Source organism: Sphingobacterium sp. G1-14 (assembly GCF_002196555.1).
Classification (GTDB): Bacteria; Bacteroidota; Bacteroidia; order Sphingobacteriales; family Sphingobacteriaceae; genus Sphingobacterium; species Sphingobacterium siyangense.
This window is the reverse complement of the sequence record NZ_CP021381.1, coordinates 2,990,106-3,003,894: the sequence shown is the minus strand read 5'-3', so window position 1 is coordinate 3,003,894 and position 13,789 is coordinate 2,990,106. Positions and strand designations below refer to the sequence as shown.

Below are 13,789 nucleotides of genomic sequence, written 5' to 3'. Positions count from 1 at the left end.
CATTTACATAACTGGTTATATAATTACTTATAATACAATGGAACTATTTGAAAAAACAGGAAAAATAGCATTAGGCAGCAGATTGCGCTATATGGCTTCAAATATCACAGAAGAGGCCGCCCGATTACATGAGCTTTATCAGATTGATTTTGCGCCCAAGTGGTTTCCCGTTTTCTTTATCTTGTCTGAGGGTGATTCAAAAACAATTACCGATATAGCAACAGAGATTGGCCACTCCCAGCCATCAGTCACTAAAATCGTTAAAGAAATGATCAATGTGGGTCTTTTAGAGGATAACCTTCGCTCTGTGGATAAACGGCGAAATATGGTTGGATTGACCGATAAAGGAAAAATGCTTTGGGAAAGAATGAAAATTCAATGCATCGATATCGATCGCGCCATAGATGGGATTATCCAGGAAGCCACGCACAATCTATGGGAAGCTTTAGCTGAATGGGAATTTCTACTTGAACAAAAATCCTTGCTGAAACGCGTTCAGGAACAAAAGAAAATGCGTGAAAGTAAGGATGTCAACATTGTTCCATATGATCCAACATACCGCCTGGCATTTAAGTCTTTAAATGAGGAATGGATTTCCACCTATTTTGAAATGGAAGAAACTGACCATAAAGCACTTGACAATCCCGAGGAATATATTTTGGCAAAAGGGGGTAAAATTATGGTTGCTCTTTATAACGATGAACCTGTAGGTGTATGCTCACTTATTAAAATGAATCATCCCGATTTTGACTATGAATTGGCAAAAATGGCGGTATCTCCAACAGTGCAAGGCAAAAGTATAGGCTATCTTTTGGGAAGAGCAATTATTGAAGAAGCAAAAACCTTAGGGGCATCAAAACTGTTTCTCGAGAGCAACACCATTTTGAAACCTGCAATCAATCTCTATTACAAGTTGGGGTTCCAAAAGATTAGCGGCTATCCAAGTCCTTATCAACGATGTAATATCCAGATGGAACTGGATTTAAAAAAATAACCTTGAGCAGTAGAAACATAAACTGGAATAAGCTAACTCTGATAAGCGAATGAATGCTTCCCCAAAAAAGGGAAGCATTTTTGTTTAACTAATTTTTCAAATAAAAGGTGATACTTTTCACTAAATTGGTACATGTCTATAAATGATATTGCTATGCAACAATTTATCAATTCAAATCGAACAATAGACCGACAGGTGCTCTTTATGAACTTGTATAAAAGTACATTTCCCATCGTGGCTAAGTATATCAGTCGTATGGGTGGTAATTTGGATGAAGCCAAAGATGTATTTCAGGACGCTTTGCTGGTGTATTATGAAAAGATTCTTTTAACAGCAGCACCACTAAACAACGATATTGGCTATTTGGTTGGAACAGCCAAAAATCTATGGTTAAAACGGTATGGTCAATCCAGTCCAAACCTTCCCCTAGATCAAGTGGATATTGCTTTGATAACCGAAGAGTCTCCTTCTAGCACAAGGCTGTTTCGTTTTTTGGAGACTGCTGGGCGTAAATGTTTAGAACTCTTGAAAAGCTTCTATTATGATCAAATGTCACTGCAGGAAATTGCAGATGAATATGGCTATTCGGGAGCAAGGAGCGCCACTGTACAGAAATTTAAATGCCTGGAGAAAGTTAGAGAATCCGTTAAACAAAAATCCCTGGTTTATGATGACTTCATGGAATGAAATCCAACAGATAGAAGCGTATATCTTTGGAATAGCGAAGCCGGAAGATGCACTGCTTTTTGAAGCGAAATTGGTGTTGGACGAAGAGTTGGCACACAAGGTTATTGCGCAACAAAAAGCTTATGCAGCTATTCGGCAATTCGGGCGCAAACAAGTGAAAATGGAAATTGAAGCCATAACGCAGGCATTATTTACACATCCTGAACATGTCTCTTTTAGAAAAAAAATAATAAAGCTATTTAGCAAATCCTAAATTCCTAACATCATGATGATTGACAAAAATGAATTCCGCAAATTTGCGGTAGGGCATTGTTATGTCCAAAAAGATCTGGTGGATCATTATATTTCAGGCATCGAGCAGTCACACATTCCGCTGGCCATGACGCCATATATCACCGAAGAACGCGAATTGCGCGTATCACAAATGGACGTATTTTCTAGATTGATGATTGACCGTATTATCTTTATGGGTGCTCCTGTAGAATCCAACATCGCCAATATCGTACAAGCCCAACTGTTATTCCTTCAATCTGTTGACCCAAAAAAAGATATACAACTGTATATCAACTCTCCCGGAGGCGAAGTGTATGCCGGATTAGGTATTTATGATACAATGCAATTGATCAGCCCAGATGTTGCAACGATCTGCACCGGTATGGCACTCTCCTTTGGTGCGATATTACTCTGCGGCGGTGCTGCCGGCAAACGTAGCGCGCTGGAACACGCACGGGTGATGCTTCATCAGCCACTTGGCGGTGTTCAAGGCCAGGCTTCGGACATCGAAATTACAGCCAATCAAGTGCTGAAAATCAAGAAAGAGCTGTATGATATTATTGCCAAACACAGTGGACAGAGCTATCAACGCGTACATGATGTCAGCGACCGGGATCACTGGATGGTTGCTGCAGAAGCAAAAGAATTTGGAATTATTGACGACGTACTAATCTAGCAAGGATAAGTAAATTTATGGACAGTTTCAATCGGGCTATTGACAGACTATTGTCAATGGCCCTTTTAACTTTGTCATCAATAAATTTATATCAGCATGAAACTAACATCCATTCGACTGATTGCAAATGACATTCAGCAGTCCGTCAGATTCTATGAAGAAATCCTGGGGCTCACCGCACAATGGTTTACACCAGATTTTGCCGAGCTTTCCACCAGTTCGATTACCCTAGCTATAGGAAGTACTCGCACGATGCAAATGTTTAGCGACAGCCCCATTATCTTTGGTAACATGGCCCCTATTATTATTGAATTTTTAGTGGGAAATGTAGATCATGAATATATTCGGATCAAAAATAGTGCTTCAAAAATCATTCAGGAACCGACAACAATGCCTTGGGGTAATCGCTCATTGCTTTTTTGTGATCCCGATGGTAACATGCTTAACTTTTTCACTCCGCTGAGCCCTGAGGCGATCAAAAAATTTGGCGTAGAAGCCACGAACTAATCCGCTCACATGACAAGATACTAATGTCCAAAAATTAGTATCTTGTCTTCCTTAATCGATATTTAACAGCTATTTCTTCAACTCATGGCCCTAATTAAAGATATATATACACCGGAATTTTATCAGTTTATTGCCGATCAGTTCCACCGCGTTGACAACAGTTTTAACAGAGAACAGTTTATCAAACGCGTTTTTTCAGGCAGTTTTCATGAAATGGAATGGAAACAGCGTACAAAACACAGCACAGTGGCCTTACATGAATTTATGCCGGCATCCTTTCCCGAAGCAGCGGCCTTACTAACACAAGTGGTGGAACATCTCTTAGAAACGAAGCATCGGGGAGGCCTTGAATATGTTATTTTTCCGGACTATATCGAAACTTACGGTATCGGAGATTTTGAAACAGCTGTGCAGTCATTTGAAATCGTCACGAGATTCATAACCTGCGAATTTGCCGTCCGTCCATTTATTATCAACTATGGATCTCGTATGATCGCGGAAATGGAAAGATGGTCCAAAAGCCCACATCCTCAAGTTCGACGCCTTGCAAGTGAAGGATCTAGGCCCCGACTCCCCTGGGCGATGGCAATTCCAGCGTTGAAAAACGACCCTTCCCCTATCCTGCCTATCCTCCAAAACCTCCATAATGACCCATCCGAGAGCGTAAGAAGAAGTGTGGCCAACAATCTCAACGATATTGCCAAAGATCATCCCCATCTCGTTCTGACCATTGCCCAGCAGTGGAATGGAATCAGTAAAAATACAGATGCCATCATCAAACATGGCTGCCGTACCTTACTCAAACAAGGACATCCAGCAATTCTAAGCTTTTATGGACTGGATAGTAGCGATTTTCATCTTAGGAATCTCAGTATCCATACACCGGCAGTTAAAATAGGTGAACACCTTATTTTTTCCTTTGAAATTGAGAATGGAAGTAGCGCCCCCCGATCACTACGTTTGGAGTATGGGTTATATTATCAAAAGTCAAATGGTCAGCTATCTCGAAAGGTATTTAAAATTAGTGAACGAATCTATCAGGGAACTGAAATAAACCGTATCGAGCGAAAGCAATCTTTCAAATTGATTACTACCCGGAAATTCTATGCAGGGAAACATAAAATTTCAATTATTGTCAATGGGCAAGAAACAGTCCAACAGGAATTTGAGCTATTGCACATTTAACGGGAAATAAGAAACAAACGAAGGGCTTTCGTGTTCTACTAGAAACAACAGGATATACGCTGGACAGGTTTTTCCCAGCGTATGTAAGGTAAGTTCTTATGTTAATATGAGGTCTGTTATGAAGAAAATTCTCTTAATCCTTTTTGTCTTACTTATCCTATTTATCATTGGGCTTTTAATTAGAACGCTGACTTACCCGTTTACGCGTGTCAAAAAATATACTGCAGCGCCTGTGCAGCCAGTGATCAATGATAGCATTGTTGCCCGATTTGCCGGCGGCATCAAAATAGCCACAATCTCTTTTGGCGACTCGACATTATTTAACCATGTTCCTTTTGAAGAACTTAATAGTTACATCAGGCACAATTTTCCACTGATCTATCGCTCCCTGGAAACCTATACGGTCAATGGCCACGCGCTGGTCATTCGACTTAAGGGAAGCGACAATAGCTTGCTTCCGCTACTCTTTCTTTCGCATATGGATGTTGTTCCTCCCGGTTCAGCTGCTATAAAAAATAACGATTCAACGCTATTTCAGCCTAGAGACCAGGCAATACCGCCGGTTAGTGAAATAGCCGAAGAATGGGACTATGCACCTTTTTCGGGGGCAGTAGCCAACGGCCGCATTTATGGCCGCGGAAGCTTAGATATGAAAGGCATGCTCTTCTCCTTACTTGAAGCTACGGAACAGTTGGTTCGAGAACAGGTACAGCCCAAGCGGGATATCTACCTCGCTTTTGGTTTTGATGAAGAAGTTGGTGGCGTACGCGGCGCAGCTAAAATAGCAGACTACTTCAAAGAAAAAGGTCTTAAATTCGAAGCCGTTTATGACGAGGGTGGACTCATTCTGGAAAAGGGCTCGGTCAAGGGAATCAGCTCCGATGTAGCATTGATCGGTTGCGCGGAGAAGGGATTTTTATCCCTGAAAATTAAGGTCAAAGGTCTTGGTGGGCACTCTTCGATGCCGCCAACAACGAGTGCAATTGGTAAAGCGGCAGTTATTATGCAGCGCTTAGAAAATCACCAGATGAAAGCACAGATCAGCCCTATGATCCAAAACTTCTTTCAACAGGTTGGTGGTAGTATGCCTTTTGCTTCCCGTTTTGCGATTGCTAATCGCTGGATTATGGAACCTTTACTTCTGGCTCAACTAACGAAAAACCATTCGACTAATGCCCTCGTGCGAACAACTACAGCACTGACAATGATGAAGGGCAGCGATGCCCCCAATGTACTTTCACCTGAAGTTGAATTTGTCGTCAATTTTAGGCTATTGCCTGAAAACACCCTACAGGAAGTTCGGGATCATGTCGAGCAGGCTACACGCGGGTTTGATGTTGAAATCGAACAGGTCGACAATGCCCGAGAAGCATCCAAAGTTTCACCAACAGACGTTAAAGCCTATACGATGATGGAAGCTTCTATCCGCAGGCTATACCCTGATCTTATTGTTACGCCTTACCTGACTGTTGGCGGAACCGACGCTATCAAATACCAAAATCTCAGTGATCATATTTATCGCTTTATGCCCATTAAAATTAATCACGCTGAACAGCAGAGTATGCATAGTACCAATGAATACATCAGCATTGAAAACTACCTGAAGATGATCGACTATTTTTATTACATTATGCGTCACTACGACGATGAAACCATTTAACTGTGGACAATCTTCGCAATTACATTCACGCACTGGTTGACTTTTCGACGGATAGCTGGCACTTGCTGCAGCCAGCATTGACATTGCGTAACTTCAAAAAAAATGATTTACTGCTGGAACAGGGTAAAGTTTGCAATTCGCTCTTTTTTATCGACAAAGGCTATTGTAGAAGTTATTATGTTATTGATGGAACTGTCAAAAACACAGGATTTTTCTTTGAAAACGATATCGCTACCAATATTCAAAGTTTTGGCAGTGGGCAAAAATCCGAATTTAACATCGTTGCCTGTGAGGACTTAAGGACCATTATTTTTGATAAGTCGACACTATTTGAACTTGCTGCACAGGTTATAGAAATAGAACGGTTGGGACGACATTGTATCAGGCAGTTTGTTTCACGCCAGGAAGAGTTTGCCAATCTATTTAAACTCTATTCGGCTGCCGTACGTCTGTCATATCTAGAAAACAAATATCCAGAAATTTTACAACGTGTACCACTTTCTCAATTGGCTTCTTTTTTGGGAGTAGCTCGAGAAACCTTAAGCCGGATTCGTCGGAGAAGATTAAACACCTGACATTATGTGACGATTGTCACAGGTTAGAATAATTTCATTTTGGGAACTTTGTATCAATTAAACAAAGATAAAAGATATGAAAACAGCCAATAATGCACTCTTGGATTTCGAAAAATTTATGGCTATCCGTTTAAAAGCCTCAACAGATTTTGTGGAGGGTCATTTTGATTCCCTAAAAGATATTTCTGTCTCAAATGAGCCTGCCACAATTTTTCCGCCCAATGGAATATATATTTCTGGGGTATTACAGGTCAATGATTTTAACCAAAAAGGAGCTTCCAATTTCCTTCCGGGTGCACAAAACAAATTTGAAGTGATCCATCAAGATGCAAGTGATACGCTAGCCTATTGGACGGGTATACAACGTTCGTCCGTCAACGTAAAAGGACAAGATACCGTGGTGATTTTCAATCTCAGAATCACCGAAATCTTCAGAAAAGAGCAAGGTGCCTGGAAGCTTATGCATCGACATGCCGATACCCTGTCCGAATAGTCTAAATAACCTAGGGAGCAGCAGCTTATTTATAGATCGCTATGGTTTGTGCCCGCTGTTCCTTATGGTCAGATACTCAAAATTGATCGGCTGTGTGCAGCAATGGTCCTCCAGCGATTTCCTACGATTTGAGTTCGGCATCGCTGGTTGATCCCTTGAATTTCTTATTCCAAAAGAGTAATAAAATAATAAACAGTATAAATAATAACAGGGTGACTAAATTTGTCTTCCCCAACAGTGCGTGTAAAGTCGCTGGAGCTATAATTGAATTGGTTCTTATGGTGGAGAAAGTCAATACAAATGAAAAGACAATACACAAAAGCACAAATCCGGCAAAACCACCAAATTGGCTAAAATTATCAAAAATTAAAAGATGCCAAATCGCCCAAAATATTCCCGTTATCACACTTTTAATGGGCCATTTTATTTCACCTAGACTATCATTCAAATAGCCCCGCCAAGTAAATTCCTCCATGATATCATACAGCAATGTAAACAGGCAGAACAACAGTGCCCAAACGTGCTCATCGACACCGTAATTATTATTAAATCCATAAATACCATATCCTGCGAATAAAAGGAATGGAAACAACAGTGACTTTGTTTTATTAGGGCCAAAAAGTGTAACGGTGGAAACGACTTTTGACAAAGCATAAAAAAATGCCGAGATAATCAGAATAATCAATCCGTGATTCATATTCCAAGGCAATGGAAAACTGAAAACATCTTTCATAGCCATCTGGAAAATATTAGGAAGCTTCCGTATAGCAAAAGTTCCCAACATCAGCAATCCGTAAAATAATGCGATACGCAACCAGTTCGTCTTTTTTATGCTTTCAATAATCTTCATACACTATTTATTAGTCTATTGTCCCTACAGCAACTGTTCTTTGTTAAATAACGACTACAAAATTGGAAGTCGCGAACTTACAAAAAAACGATAAAAGCAGGTTTGCCTTCAAAAGTAAAAATTAATCGGCATTAAAGCATTAGCCAAAAAGAAAGGCATGGAATCAACAATATACCAACTGCAAGTGTCCAAAACATCGCTGTTTTACTAATGAAATAGCATTCACGTATTTTTTTTGTGCACAAAATCCAGGTCAAAAAACCATAGAGCAAAATTGGTAAGATATACATCTCCAAAGGATATGGCTGTAGAATTGGATTGAACTCCACTAAAATTTTGGCCTCCCTTCTGCTTTGAAAGAGCATGTACATCAAGGTAGAAACAACCATGGATGAGGAACTTGCAAAAAAGAGTGTGAGCAGTATCCATCCAGTTCTTTTCAACAACCAAAACAAAAGGAAACCTACTATTAAAACCATTACATTGAAAAAGGACAATAATGTGTAGTTATCCGGTAGCTCTTTGAAATATTTGATCGGATATAACAGTGCAGGAAAAAGATTATAGCCTTTAAACACAATGAGGATACCTGTAAAAAATGAGATCCGCACGATACTTCTTTTGACCACTTGTACCCTGGGCGTATCAAATCTACCGGTAATAGTCCATTGGTCTTTGGCTTTTATCGTATCAATATTAGTCTCTTTTTCCGCTTCTCGCTGGTTAAGCACATATCTTGCTGCTGTCAACTCCTCGGTGGTCAACTGTCGACTTTTTAATTCAATCTCGGCAGCTTCAAGGGCCGAAGGCTCATAGTGATCGGGATTATCTACCACAGACAGCAACTGATCTGTGGGCCAAGTTTTATAAAGTTCAGCAAAATTATTTTCGGACATTGGCTTAATTTTTATAAATTTCAATATGTTATTACGGCAAGTTCATAACAATAATGATTGCTCTCGCTTAAGCGAAAAATAAATGGTTAATCTTCCATAATGAATTTATAAAAATATAATTTATAAATCAAGCATAGTTTGGCTTATGCTACTTTACTTCAACTCAACGACCTAATTATCCGTTTTCACGAATTCCTTTTACGGCCCATTTCTTTGAAACCAACCATTGGGGACGATTTAAACTATTGCGCATTGCAATGTTTACCTAACGACAATTCATTAAATGGATAATGACCATTACTTAAAGTATCTCTTTTGTTACAAAAGCAATTCACACAAACGATTGCATTGTATAGTTTTCGTTTAATTTAATTGTATTTATAAAATTAGGGTGAACAATTAAATTTAAATTATGAGATATTCCAAAATTACGCTACTGCTCTGTACAGTATTGGCAAGCTTTCTTTCTTGCCAAAAAAGCGAGGTACAAACAAATTTAGAAGAGAAATTATCGCTACGGGCCGCATCCCCTGGTGTAAGCGGATACGAAGTTCCCTTAGGTGGCAATGCTTTTGTTACTTCGGCACCTTCCGGTGCAGTAGAAGTCATCAATAGCAATGGATTGGCAAACTGGACCAATGCCAATAGCGTGATCAGTACCTATGCTAAGGTCCCCCAAGCGGGCGCTTTACGTGTTAAAATAAGGGCTAAAGTGCTACCTTCAGGCGATAGTAGTACGGTGAAGTTAACAATCAACGGTGTAAGCAAACAAATCAAACTTAAGGGTGGAACATTACAGGATTACACGGTTGGTACCTATTCGCTAAATACAGCGGGATACATAAAAATGGATCTTCAAGGTGTGACCAAGTCAGGTGGTTATTTTGCAGATGTATCGCACTTGATTTTAGATAGTTCGGCAACAAATGGCACTGTGATTTATAGTGACAATAATGTTGATAATACTTACTATTGGTCGCGACGGGGCCCATCCTGCCATTTGAGTTATACCATTCCAACAAATCAGCAAGTATCCTATTATTATAGCGAGGTGAAAGTGCCTGCCGGAGAAGATAAAATAGGTTCTTACTTTATGGCAAATGGGTTCGGCCAAGGATATTTCGGTATGCAGGTCAATTCAGCGACAGAGCGCAGAATACTATTTTCTGTTTGGAGTCCATATAGCACCGATAACCCGTCCCAAATACCAGCAGAGGATCGCATCACATTAAATAGAAAAGGGACAAATACGACAACAGGTGAGTTTGGTGGCGAAGGTTCTGGTGGACAAAGCTACCTCAAGTATAACTGGACTGCCGCCACTACCTATAAATTTTTATTAAAGGGAGAACCTGATAACAATGGAAGTACTGATTTTACGGCATGGTTTAATGATCCTTCGACCAATAATTGGATACTCATTGCAAGCTGGAAACGTCCCAAAACAAATACCTATTTAACGGGCTTTCATAGCTTCCTCGAAAATTTCAATGCCGACAATGGCTTCCTTGGCCGTTCTGCAGAATATAGTAATCAATGGGTTCGTACAGCTACTGGAACTTGGCTGAAAGTTGTGGAAAGTACCTTTACAGTCGATGCGACCTATTCAAACAACCAGCGTATAGACGCAATTGGCGGAATAGCCGGAAATAGCTTCTTCCTGAAAAATGGCGGTTTTTTCAATACCGTCGTAAATCCCGGAACGAAGTTCACACAACCAGGTTCTGGCACAGCGCCTTCAATAAATTTAACAACGCTACCATAACAAGCATATTTACAATAAATTATTCTGAATTTACATCCAATAAAAGGGACAATACCTCATTAAGAAGTGTCGTCCCTTTTAAACTCAACTTTGTCGTATTTAAATTAACAATTCGTAGCTTTCAGTAATACTTTATTATAATTGCTGATCCATTATAAATAGCTGATCCCCCGCCTCGGGTTTGTAGGTAACCTGAAGGCCTTTCCAACTAACGACAATAAATTCAAACTTCAAGAATGATAAACCTGTTTATGAATTTACTATCCAACCCCTTATCAATCCTTTTGAGCACCTTGTTGCTCATCAATAGCCTTCCATCAAAAGGACAGTATCTTGAACCCATCAAAAAGGACCATAAACTAAAAACTCAACTTGATACGATTGTAAACCGTTGTGTTGTCGATTATCTTTCCAACAACAACACGTTTAGCGTGTCTATTGGAATCTACAATAAAGGGTCCAAAACAACCTACTACTACAGTAAAGAAAAGTTACCAAACGCCAATAACTATTACAACATTGGATCGGTAGCGAAAACGTTTGTAGCCGCTTTACTTGCACAAGCGGTCATTGAGAAGAAAATCAACCTCGATGATGATATCCGTAAATACTTGCCCGGAAACTTTCCCAATTTGCAATACAACTGCCATGGAATCCTTGTTAAGCATCTTGCAAATCATACTTCAGCACTTCCAAAGACTTTCAGATTACTTTCTAAAAAAGTTGTCGATAGTTTAAAGGGGCTCGCTATTCCAGAACAGGTAGACTACCTTGGAAATTATAGTCGTGATAACCTATTTGACGACCTGAGGAAAGTCAAGCTGGACAGTATTCCAGGTACAAAATTCAGTTACAATAGCATGGCTGTAATGGTACTTATTGCGCTGTTGGAAAATAGCTATAGGAATTCCTATGAACATCTTATCAGCGCATATCTGAAGGGACATCTTGGTATGTACCATACAGTCCCCTACTTGAATGAGTTGCAAAAAAACGACATTGTGCGGGGCCATGATAATAAAGGACAGCCTGTTCCATTTGCCAATTTGAGGGGATTTTACTTTGGTCCTACAATGAATTCAACGATCAATGATATGTTGACCTACATCGAAGCCAATCTCAAATTAAACGATAAAGCCCTTCTTCTAACACATCAACTGACTTATGGAAAAGACGATGGATTTGGTATGGGGCTAGGTTGGATGATCAATCGTGATGAACGTGGTGCCCGCTATTTCTATCACGATGGGAATACTAAAATAGGCTACAATACCTTATGTATGCTGTATCCTACAGACGATTATGGCATCATCATTATTGTCAACGATACAGTTGATCAACACATGGTGGGTAAACTTGAAAATACCATCAGACATCAGTTTTTAATGCATAATCAATGACAAGCTTCATCTTCGGCTGAAAAGAAGGGGTAAAATTAAGTCATCATTAAAAAAATATGTATTAATTTTTAAATCAATAAAAAATAAAATTAAAATAATAGAAGTAATAATAAATTCTCCCAAAATATTATTAATTTTCGGAAACTAACCAATGTGGAAATCGGTGAATGTTTATTTTTTTAACCAAAGAAAGGAGGCAAACAAAACAACGACGATGAGAACCGCCTAGAAAACCAGGCACAATTAAATTAATGATTCATTCACAAATCTTAAAAACTAAGTTATGTTAAAATTAACCAGTCGCTGGAGCAGACTTTATACTGTTTTGGCCGTAGTTTCCACATTTTCTATTTTTAGTTGCCAAAAAAATTCATTGACTCTTGAGAGTCAAGAGGCACAACTTAACAAAAAAGCTGCAGTATCCGCGCAAGCAGGAGCTACAATTGCAACATTGAATTGGGATCAAACCTATCAAAAGATTGATGGATTTGGAGCATTCGGAGGTCGGATTGTTCCATTCTTTGAATCCGCAAAAAGAGATAGTATCCTGGATTATTTATGGGGAGGCAGTGGGTTGAAATTGAATATCCTTCGTGGTAAGGTACTTCATACCTACCCTTTTAACCAACAGACCAAGGTCGTCACCATTAAACCGACAGGAGTTTCGATTGACGTGGATCCCAATAGCGCAACATATCAGAATTTGACAGCAGACGAAAAAGAACAACTTGGGCAGGTCTGGATCATCAAGAAAGCGAAAGAACGCTATGAAGTTCCCTTCGTTATGGCAAGTACTTGGACTCCGCCATTATACATGAAGACCAATACGAGCAGTATTTCCGCGAAATGGTTTAATGGACTTAATTTTAATACTTCTTCAACAGCTTTTGCTCGCTATCTGACGGGATTTGTAAAATCGTTTCAGAACGAGGGGATTACAATCAATGCTATTTCTCCTTCAAATGAGCCTGAAAATGTCTTTTCAGACTGGGATGCTTCTTATTGGGACTCTTCACATCTGGGGCAGTTTATTACCAACAACCTCCGTCCCGAATTAAACAGTGCGGGTCTTCAATCCACCAAGATCATATCTTCTGAGAATGCGGCCTGGGGAACTGCCGATAATTTCCTTTCGGGCATGGACAGAAGCAAAGTCGACATCCTCGCCGGGCATGGCTATGTAGAGATAAGTGGCATCATCACTGGTCAACGTGGGTTTAACCAGAGTCCTTCCATGTGGAATTTTAGTATTGGAGGTAAACCAATGTGGGTGACAGAAGCTTCCGATGATGGCGGCAATTATGACAATGGTATTGAAGGAGGCTTGAAACTGGCGGTTAATATGCATAAGCTTCTTGCGGATTGTAACGCCAATGCTTATGTGTTTTGGCTAGGTATGCTGGCATTTCAAAATAATGAGGCGCTTATTTGTACAAAGAGTGATGGTTCATTGGAATTTCCAAAAACGTACGATGTGATGGGACATTATTCCAGATTCATCAAAGCAGGTTATATGCGAATCAATGTAGGGGTTCAAAATGGAAATGGCTTATTGATTTCGGCTTACAAAGATCCACAAACAGGTAAGTTTGTCTTAGTTGTCACCAACACGGGAACCGTAGCAGTTCCATTGGATATCAACCTTACAGGTTTTGCAAGCGGCGCATTGAATAATTACCAAACAACCGCAAGCAGTTCGGGCCATTGGGAGAACGTTGGCACCGTAAATCCGAATAGCTCAGGGGTCTATTCTTTAACAATACCTGCTAAAAGTATAAGCACTTTAGAAGGCAACAAACTTTAATTTATTAATTGTACTGAGGGAGTG

Annotated in this window: 14 protein-coding genes; 12 read left to right on the top strand and 2 right to left on the bottom strand. The window is 39.8% G+C overall.

Features of this window, described 5'->3' with window-relative positions:
* The first annotated feature begins 37 nt into the window (after window positions 1–37).
* From CBM24_RS12550 to CBM24_RS12510, 9 genes are all read left to right on the top strand, one after another.
* Window positions 38–994, top strand: a complete 957-nt coding sequence (locus tag CBM24_RS12550) for a helix-turn-helix domain-containing GNAT family N-acetyltransferase (RefSeq protein ID WP_088161488.1) — start codon at window positions 38–40, stop codon at window positions 992–994.
* Window positions 995–1,147: 153 nt separating this feature from the next.
* Window positions 1,148–1,681 carry an RNA polymerase sigma factor gene (locus CBM24_RS12545; protein WP_088163544.1) on the top strand — a complete coding sequence of 178 codons (534 nt, stop codon included), beginning with the start codon at window positions 1,148–1,150 and terminating at the stop codon, window positions 1,679–1,681.
* A complete protein-coding gene (locus CBM24_RS12540; RefSeq protein ID WP_145329060.1) occupies window positions 1,662–1,934 on the top strand; it encodes a hypothetical protein in 273 nt (90 codons plus the stop codon). Before CBM24_RS12545 ends, CBM24_RS12540 begins: the two co-directional genes overlap by 20 nt.
* A 12-nt stretch (window positions 1,935–1,946) precedes the next feature.
* The gene (locus tag CBM24_RS12535) at window positions 1,947–2,630 is read left to right on the top strand and encodes an ATP-dependent Clp protease proteolytic subunit (RefSeq protein WP_088161486.1); all 684 of its coding nucleotides are present in this window, start codon (window positions 1,947–1,949) and stop codon (window positions 2,628–2,630) included.
* Window positions 2,631–2,726: 96 nt separating this feature from the next.
* Complete coding sequence (locus CBM24_RS12530; protein WP_088161485.1) at window positions 2,727–3,137, top strand: VOC family protein; 411 nt, start codon at window positions 2,727–2,729, stop codon at window positions 3,135–3,137.
* Between the two features lie 84 nt (window positions 3,138–3,221).
* Window positions 3,222–4,322, top strand: coding sequence for a DNA alkylation repair protein (locus tag CBM24_RS12525; protein WP_088161484.1), 1,101 nt, complete (start codon window positions 3,222–3,224; stop codon window positions 4,320–4,322).
* 118 nt (window positions 4,323–4,440) lie between these two features.
* Entirely contained in the window at window positions 4,441–5,982 is a 1,542-nt protein-coding gene (locus CBM24_RS12520) for a M20/M25/M40 family metallo-hydrolase (RefSeq protein WP_088163543.1), read from the top strand.
* Window positions 5,983–5,984: 2 nt separating this feature from the next.
* Window positions 5,985–6,557, top strand: a complete 573-nt coding sequence (locus CBM24_RS12515; RefSeq protein WP_088161483.1) for a Crp/Fnr family transcriptional regulator — start codon at window positions 5,985–5,987, stop codon at window positions 6,555–6,557.
* A 76-nt stretch (window positions 6,558–6,633) separates the two neighbouring features.
* Window positions 6,634–7,050: a DUF4440 domain-containing protein gene (locus CBM24_RS12510; RefSeq protein WP_088161482.1), complete on the top strand. Its 417-nt coding sequence runs from the start codon at window positions 6,634–6,636 to the stop codon at window positions 7,048–7,050.
* A 121-nt stretch (window positions 7,051–7,171) separates the two neighbouring features.
* On the opposite strand, the gene CBM24_RS12505 is transcribed toward CBM24_RS12510, so the two are convergent.
* Both CBM24_RS12505 and CBM24_RS12500 read right to left on the bottom strand, forming a co-directional pair.
* Window positions 7,172–7,900 carry a CPBP family intramembrane glutamic endopeptidase gene (locus CBM24_RS12505; protein WP_198386109.1) on the bottom strand — a complete coding sequence of 243 codons (729 nt, stop codon included), beginning with the start codon at window positions 7,898–7,900 and terminating at the stop codon, window positions 7,172–7,174.
* Between the two features lie 131 nt (window positions 7,901–8,031).
* Entirely contained in the window at window positions 8,032–8,796 is a 765-nt protein-coding gene (locus CBM24_RS12500) for a hypothetical protein (RefSeq protein ID WP_088161481.1), read from the bottom strand.
* Between the two features lie 412 nt (window positions 8,797–9,208).
* On the opposite strand from CBM24_RS12500, the gene CBM24_RS12495 reads away from it, so the two are divergent.
* From CBM24_RS12495 to CBM24_RS12485, 3 genes are all read left to right on the top strand, one after another.
* Entirely contained in the window at window positions 9,209–10,561 is a 1,353-nt protein-coding gene (locus CBM24_RS12495; RefSeq protein WP_088161480.1) for a DUF3472 domain-containing protein, read from the top strand.
* Between the two features lie 251 nt (window positions 10,562–10,812).
* Window positions 10,813–11,961: a serine hydrolase domain-containing protein gene (locus tag CBM24_RS12490; protein ID WP_157698446.1), complete on the top strand. Its 1,149-nt coding sequence runs from the start codon at window positions 10,813–10,815 to the stop codon at window positions 11,959–11,961.
* Between the two features lie 283 nt (window positions 11,962–12,244).
* Window positions 12,245–13,765 carry a glycoside hydrolase gene (locus CBM24_RS12485; protein ID WP_088161478.1) on the top strand — a complete coding sequence of 507 codons (1,521 nt, stop codon included), beginning with the start codon at window positions 12,245–12,247 and terminating at the stop codon, window positions 13,763–13,765.
* Window positions 13,766–13,789: the final 24 nt, after the last annotated feature.

Coding starts and splice junctions, on each gene's coding strand:
- CBM24_RS12525 (WP_088161484.1), top strand. CDS start 3,222: ATGGCCCTAATTAAAGATATATATACACCGGAATTTTATCAGTTTATT.
- CBM24_RS12495 (WP_088161480.1), top strand. CDS start 9,209: ATGAGATATTCCAAAATTACGCTACTGCTCTGTACAGTATTGGCAAGC.
- CBM24_RS12550 (WP_088161488.1), top strand. CDS start 38: ATGGAACTATTTGAAAAAACAGGAAAAATAGCATTAGGCAGCAGATTG.
- CBM24_RS12520 (WP_088163543.1), top strand. CDS start 4,441: ATGAAGAAAATTCTCTTAATCCTTTTTGTCTTACTTATCCTATTTATC.
- CBM24_RS12490 (WP_157698446.1), top strand. CDS start 10,813: ATGAATTTACTATCCAACCCCTTATCAATCCTTTTGAGCACCTTGTTG.
- CBM24_RS12510 (WP_088161482.1), top strand. CDS start 6,634: ATGAAAACAGCCAATAATGCACTCTTGGATTTCGAAAAATTTATGGCT.
- CBM24_RS12540 (WP_145329060.1), top strand. CDS start 1,662: ATGATGACTTCATGGAATGAAATCCAACAGATAGAAGCGTATATCTTT.
- CBM24_RS12530 (WP_088161485.1), top strand. CDS start 2,727: ATGAAACTAACATCCATTCGACTGATTGCAAATGACATTCAGCAGTCC.
- CBM24_RS12505 (WP_198386109.1), bottom strand. CDS start 7,900: ATGAAGATTATTGAAAGCATAAAAAAGACGAACTGGTTGCGTATCGCA.
- CBM24_RS12500 (WP_088161481.1), bottom strand. CDS start 8,796: ATGTCCGAAAATAATTTTGCTGAACTTTATAAAACTTGGCCCACAGAT.
- CBM24_RS12535 (WP_088161486.1), top strand. CDS start 1,947: ATGATGATTGACAAAAATGAATTCCGCAAATTTGCGGTAGGGCATTGT.
- CBM24_RS12485 (WP_088161478.1), top strand. CDS start 12,245: ATGTTAAAATTAACCAGTCGCTGGAGCAGACTTTATACTGTTTTGGCC.
- CBM24_RS12545 (WP_088163544.1), top strand. CDS start 1,148: ATGCAACAATTTATCAATTCAAATCGAACAATAGACCGACAGGTGCTC.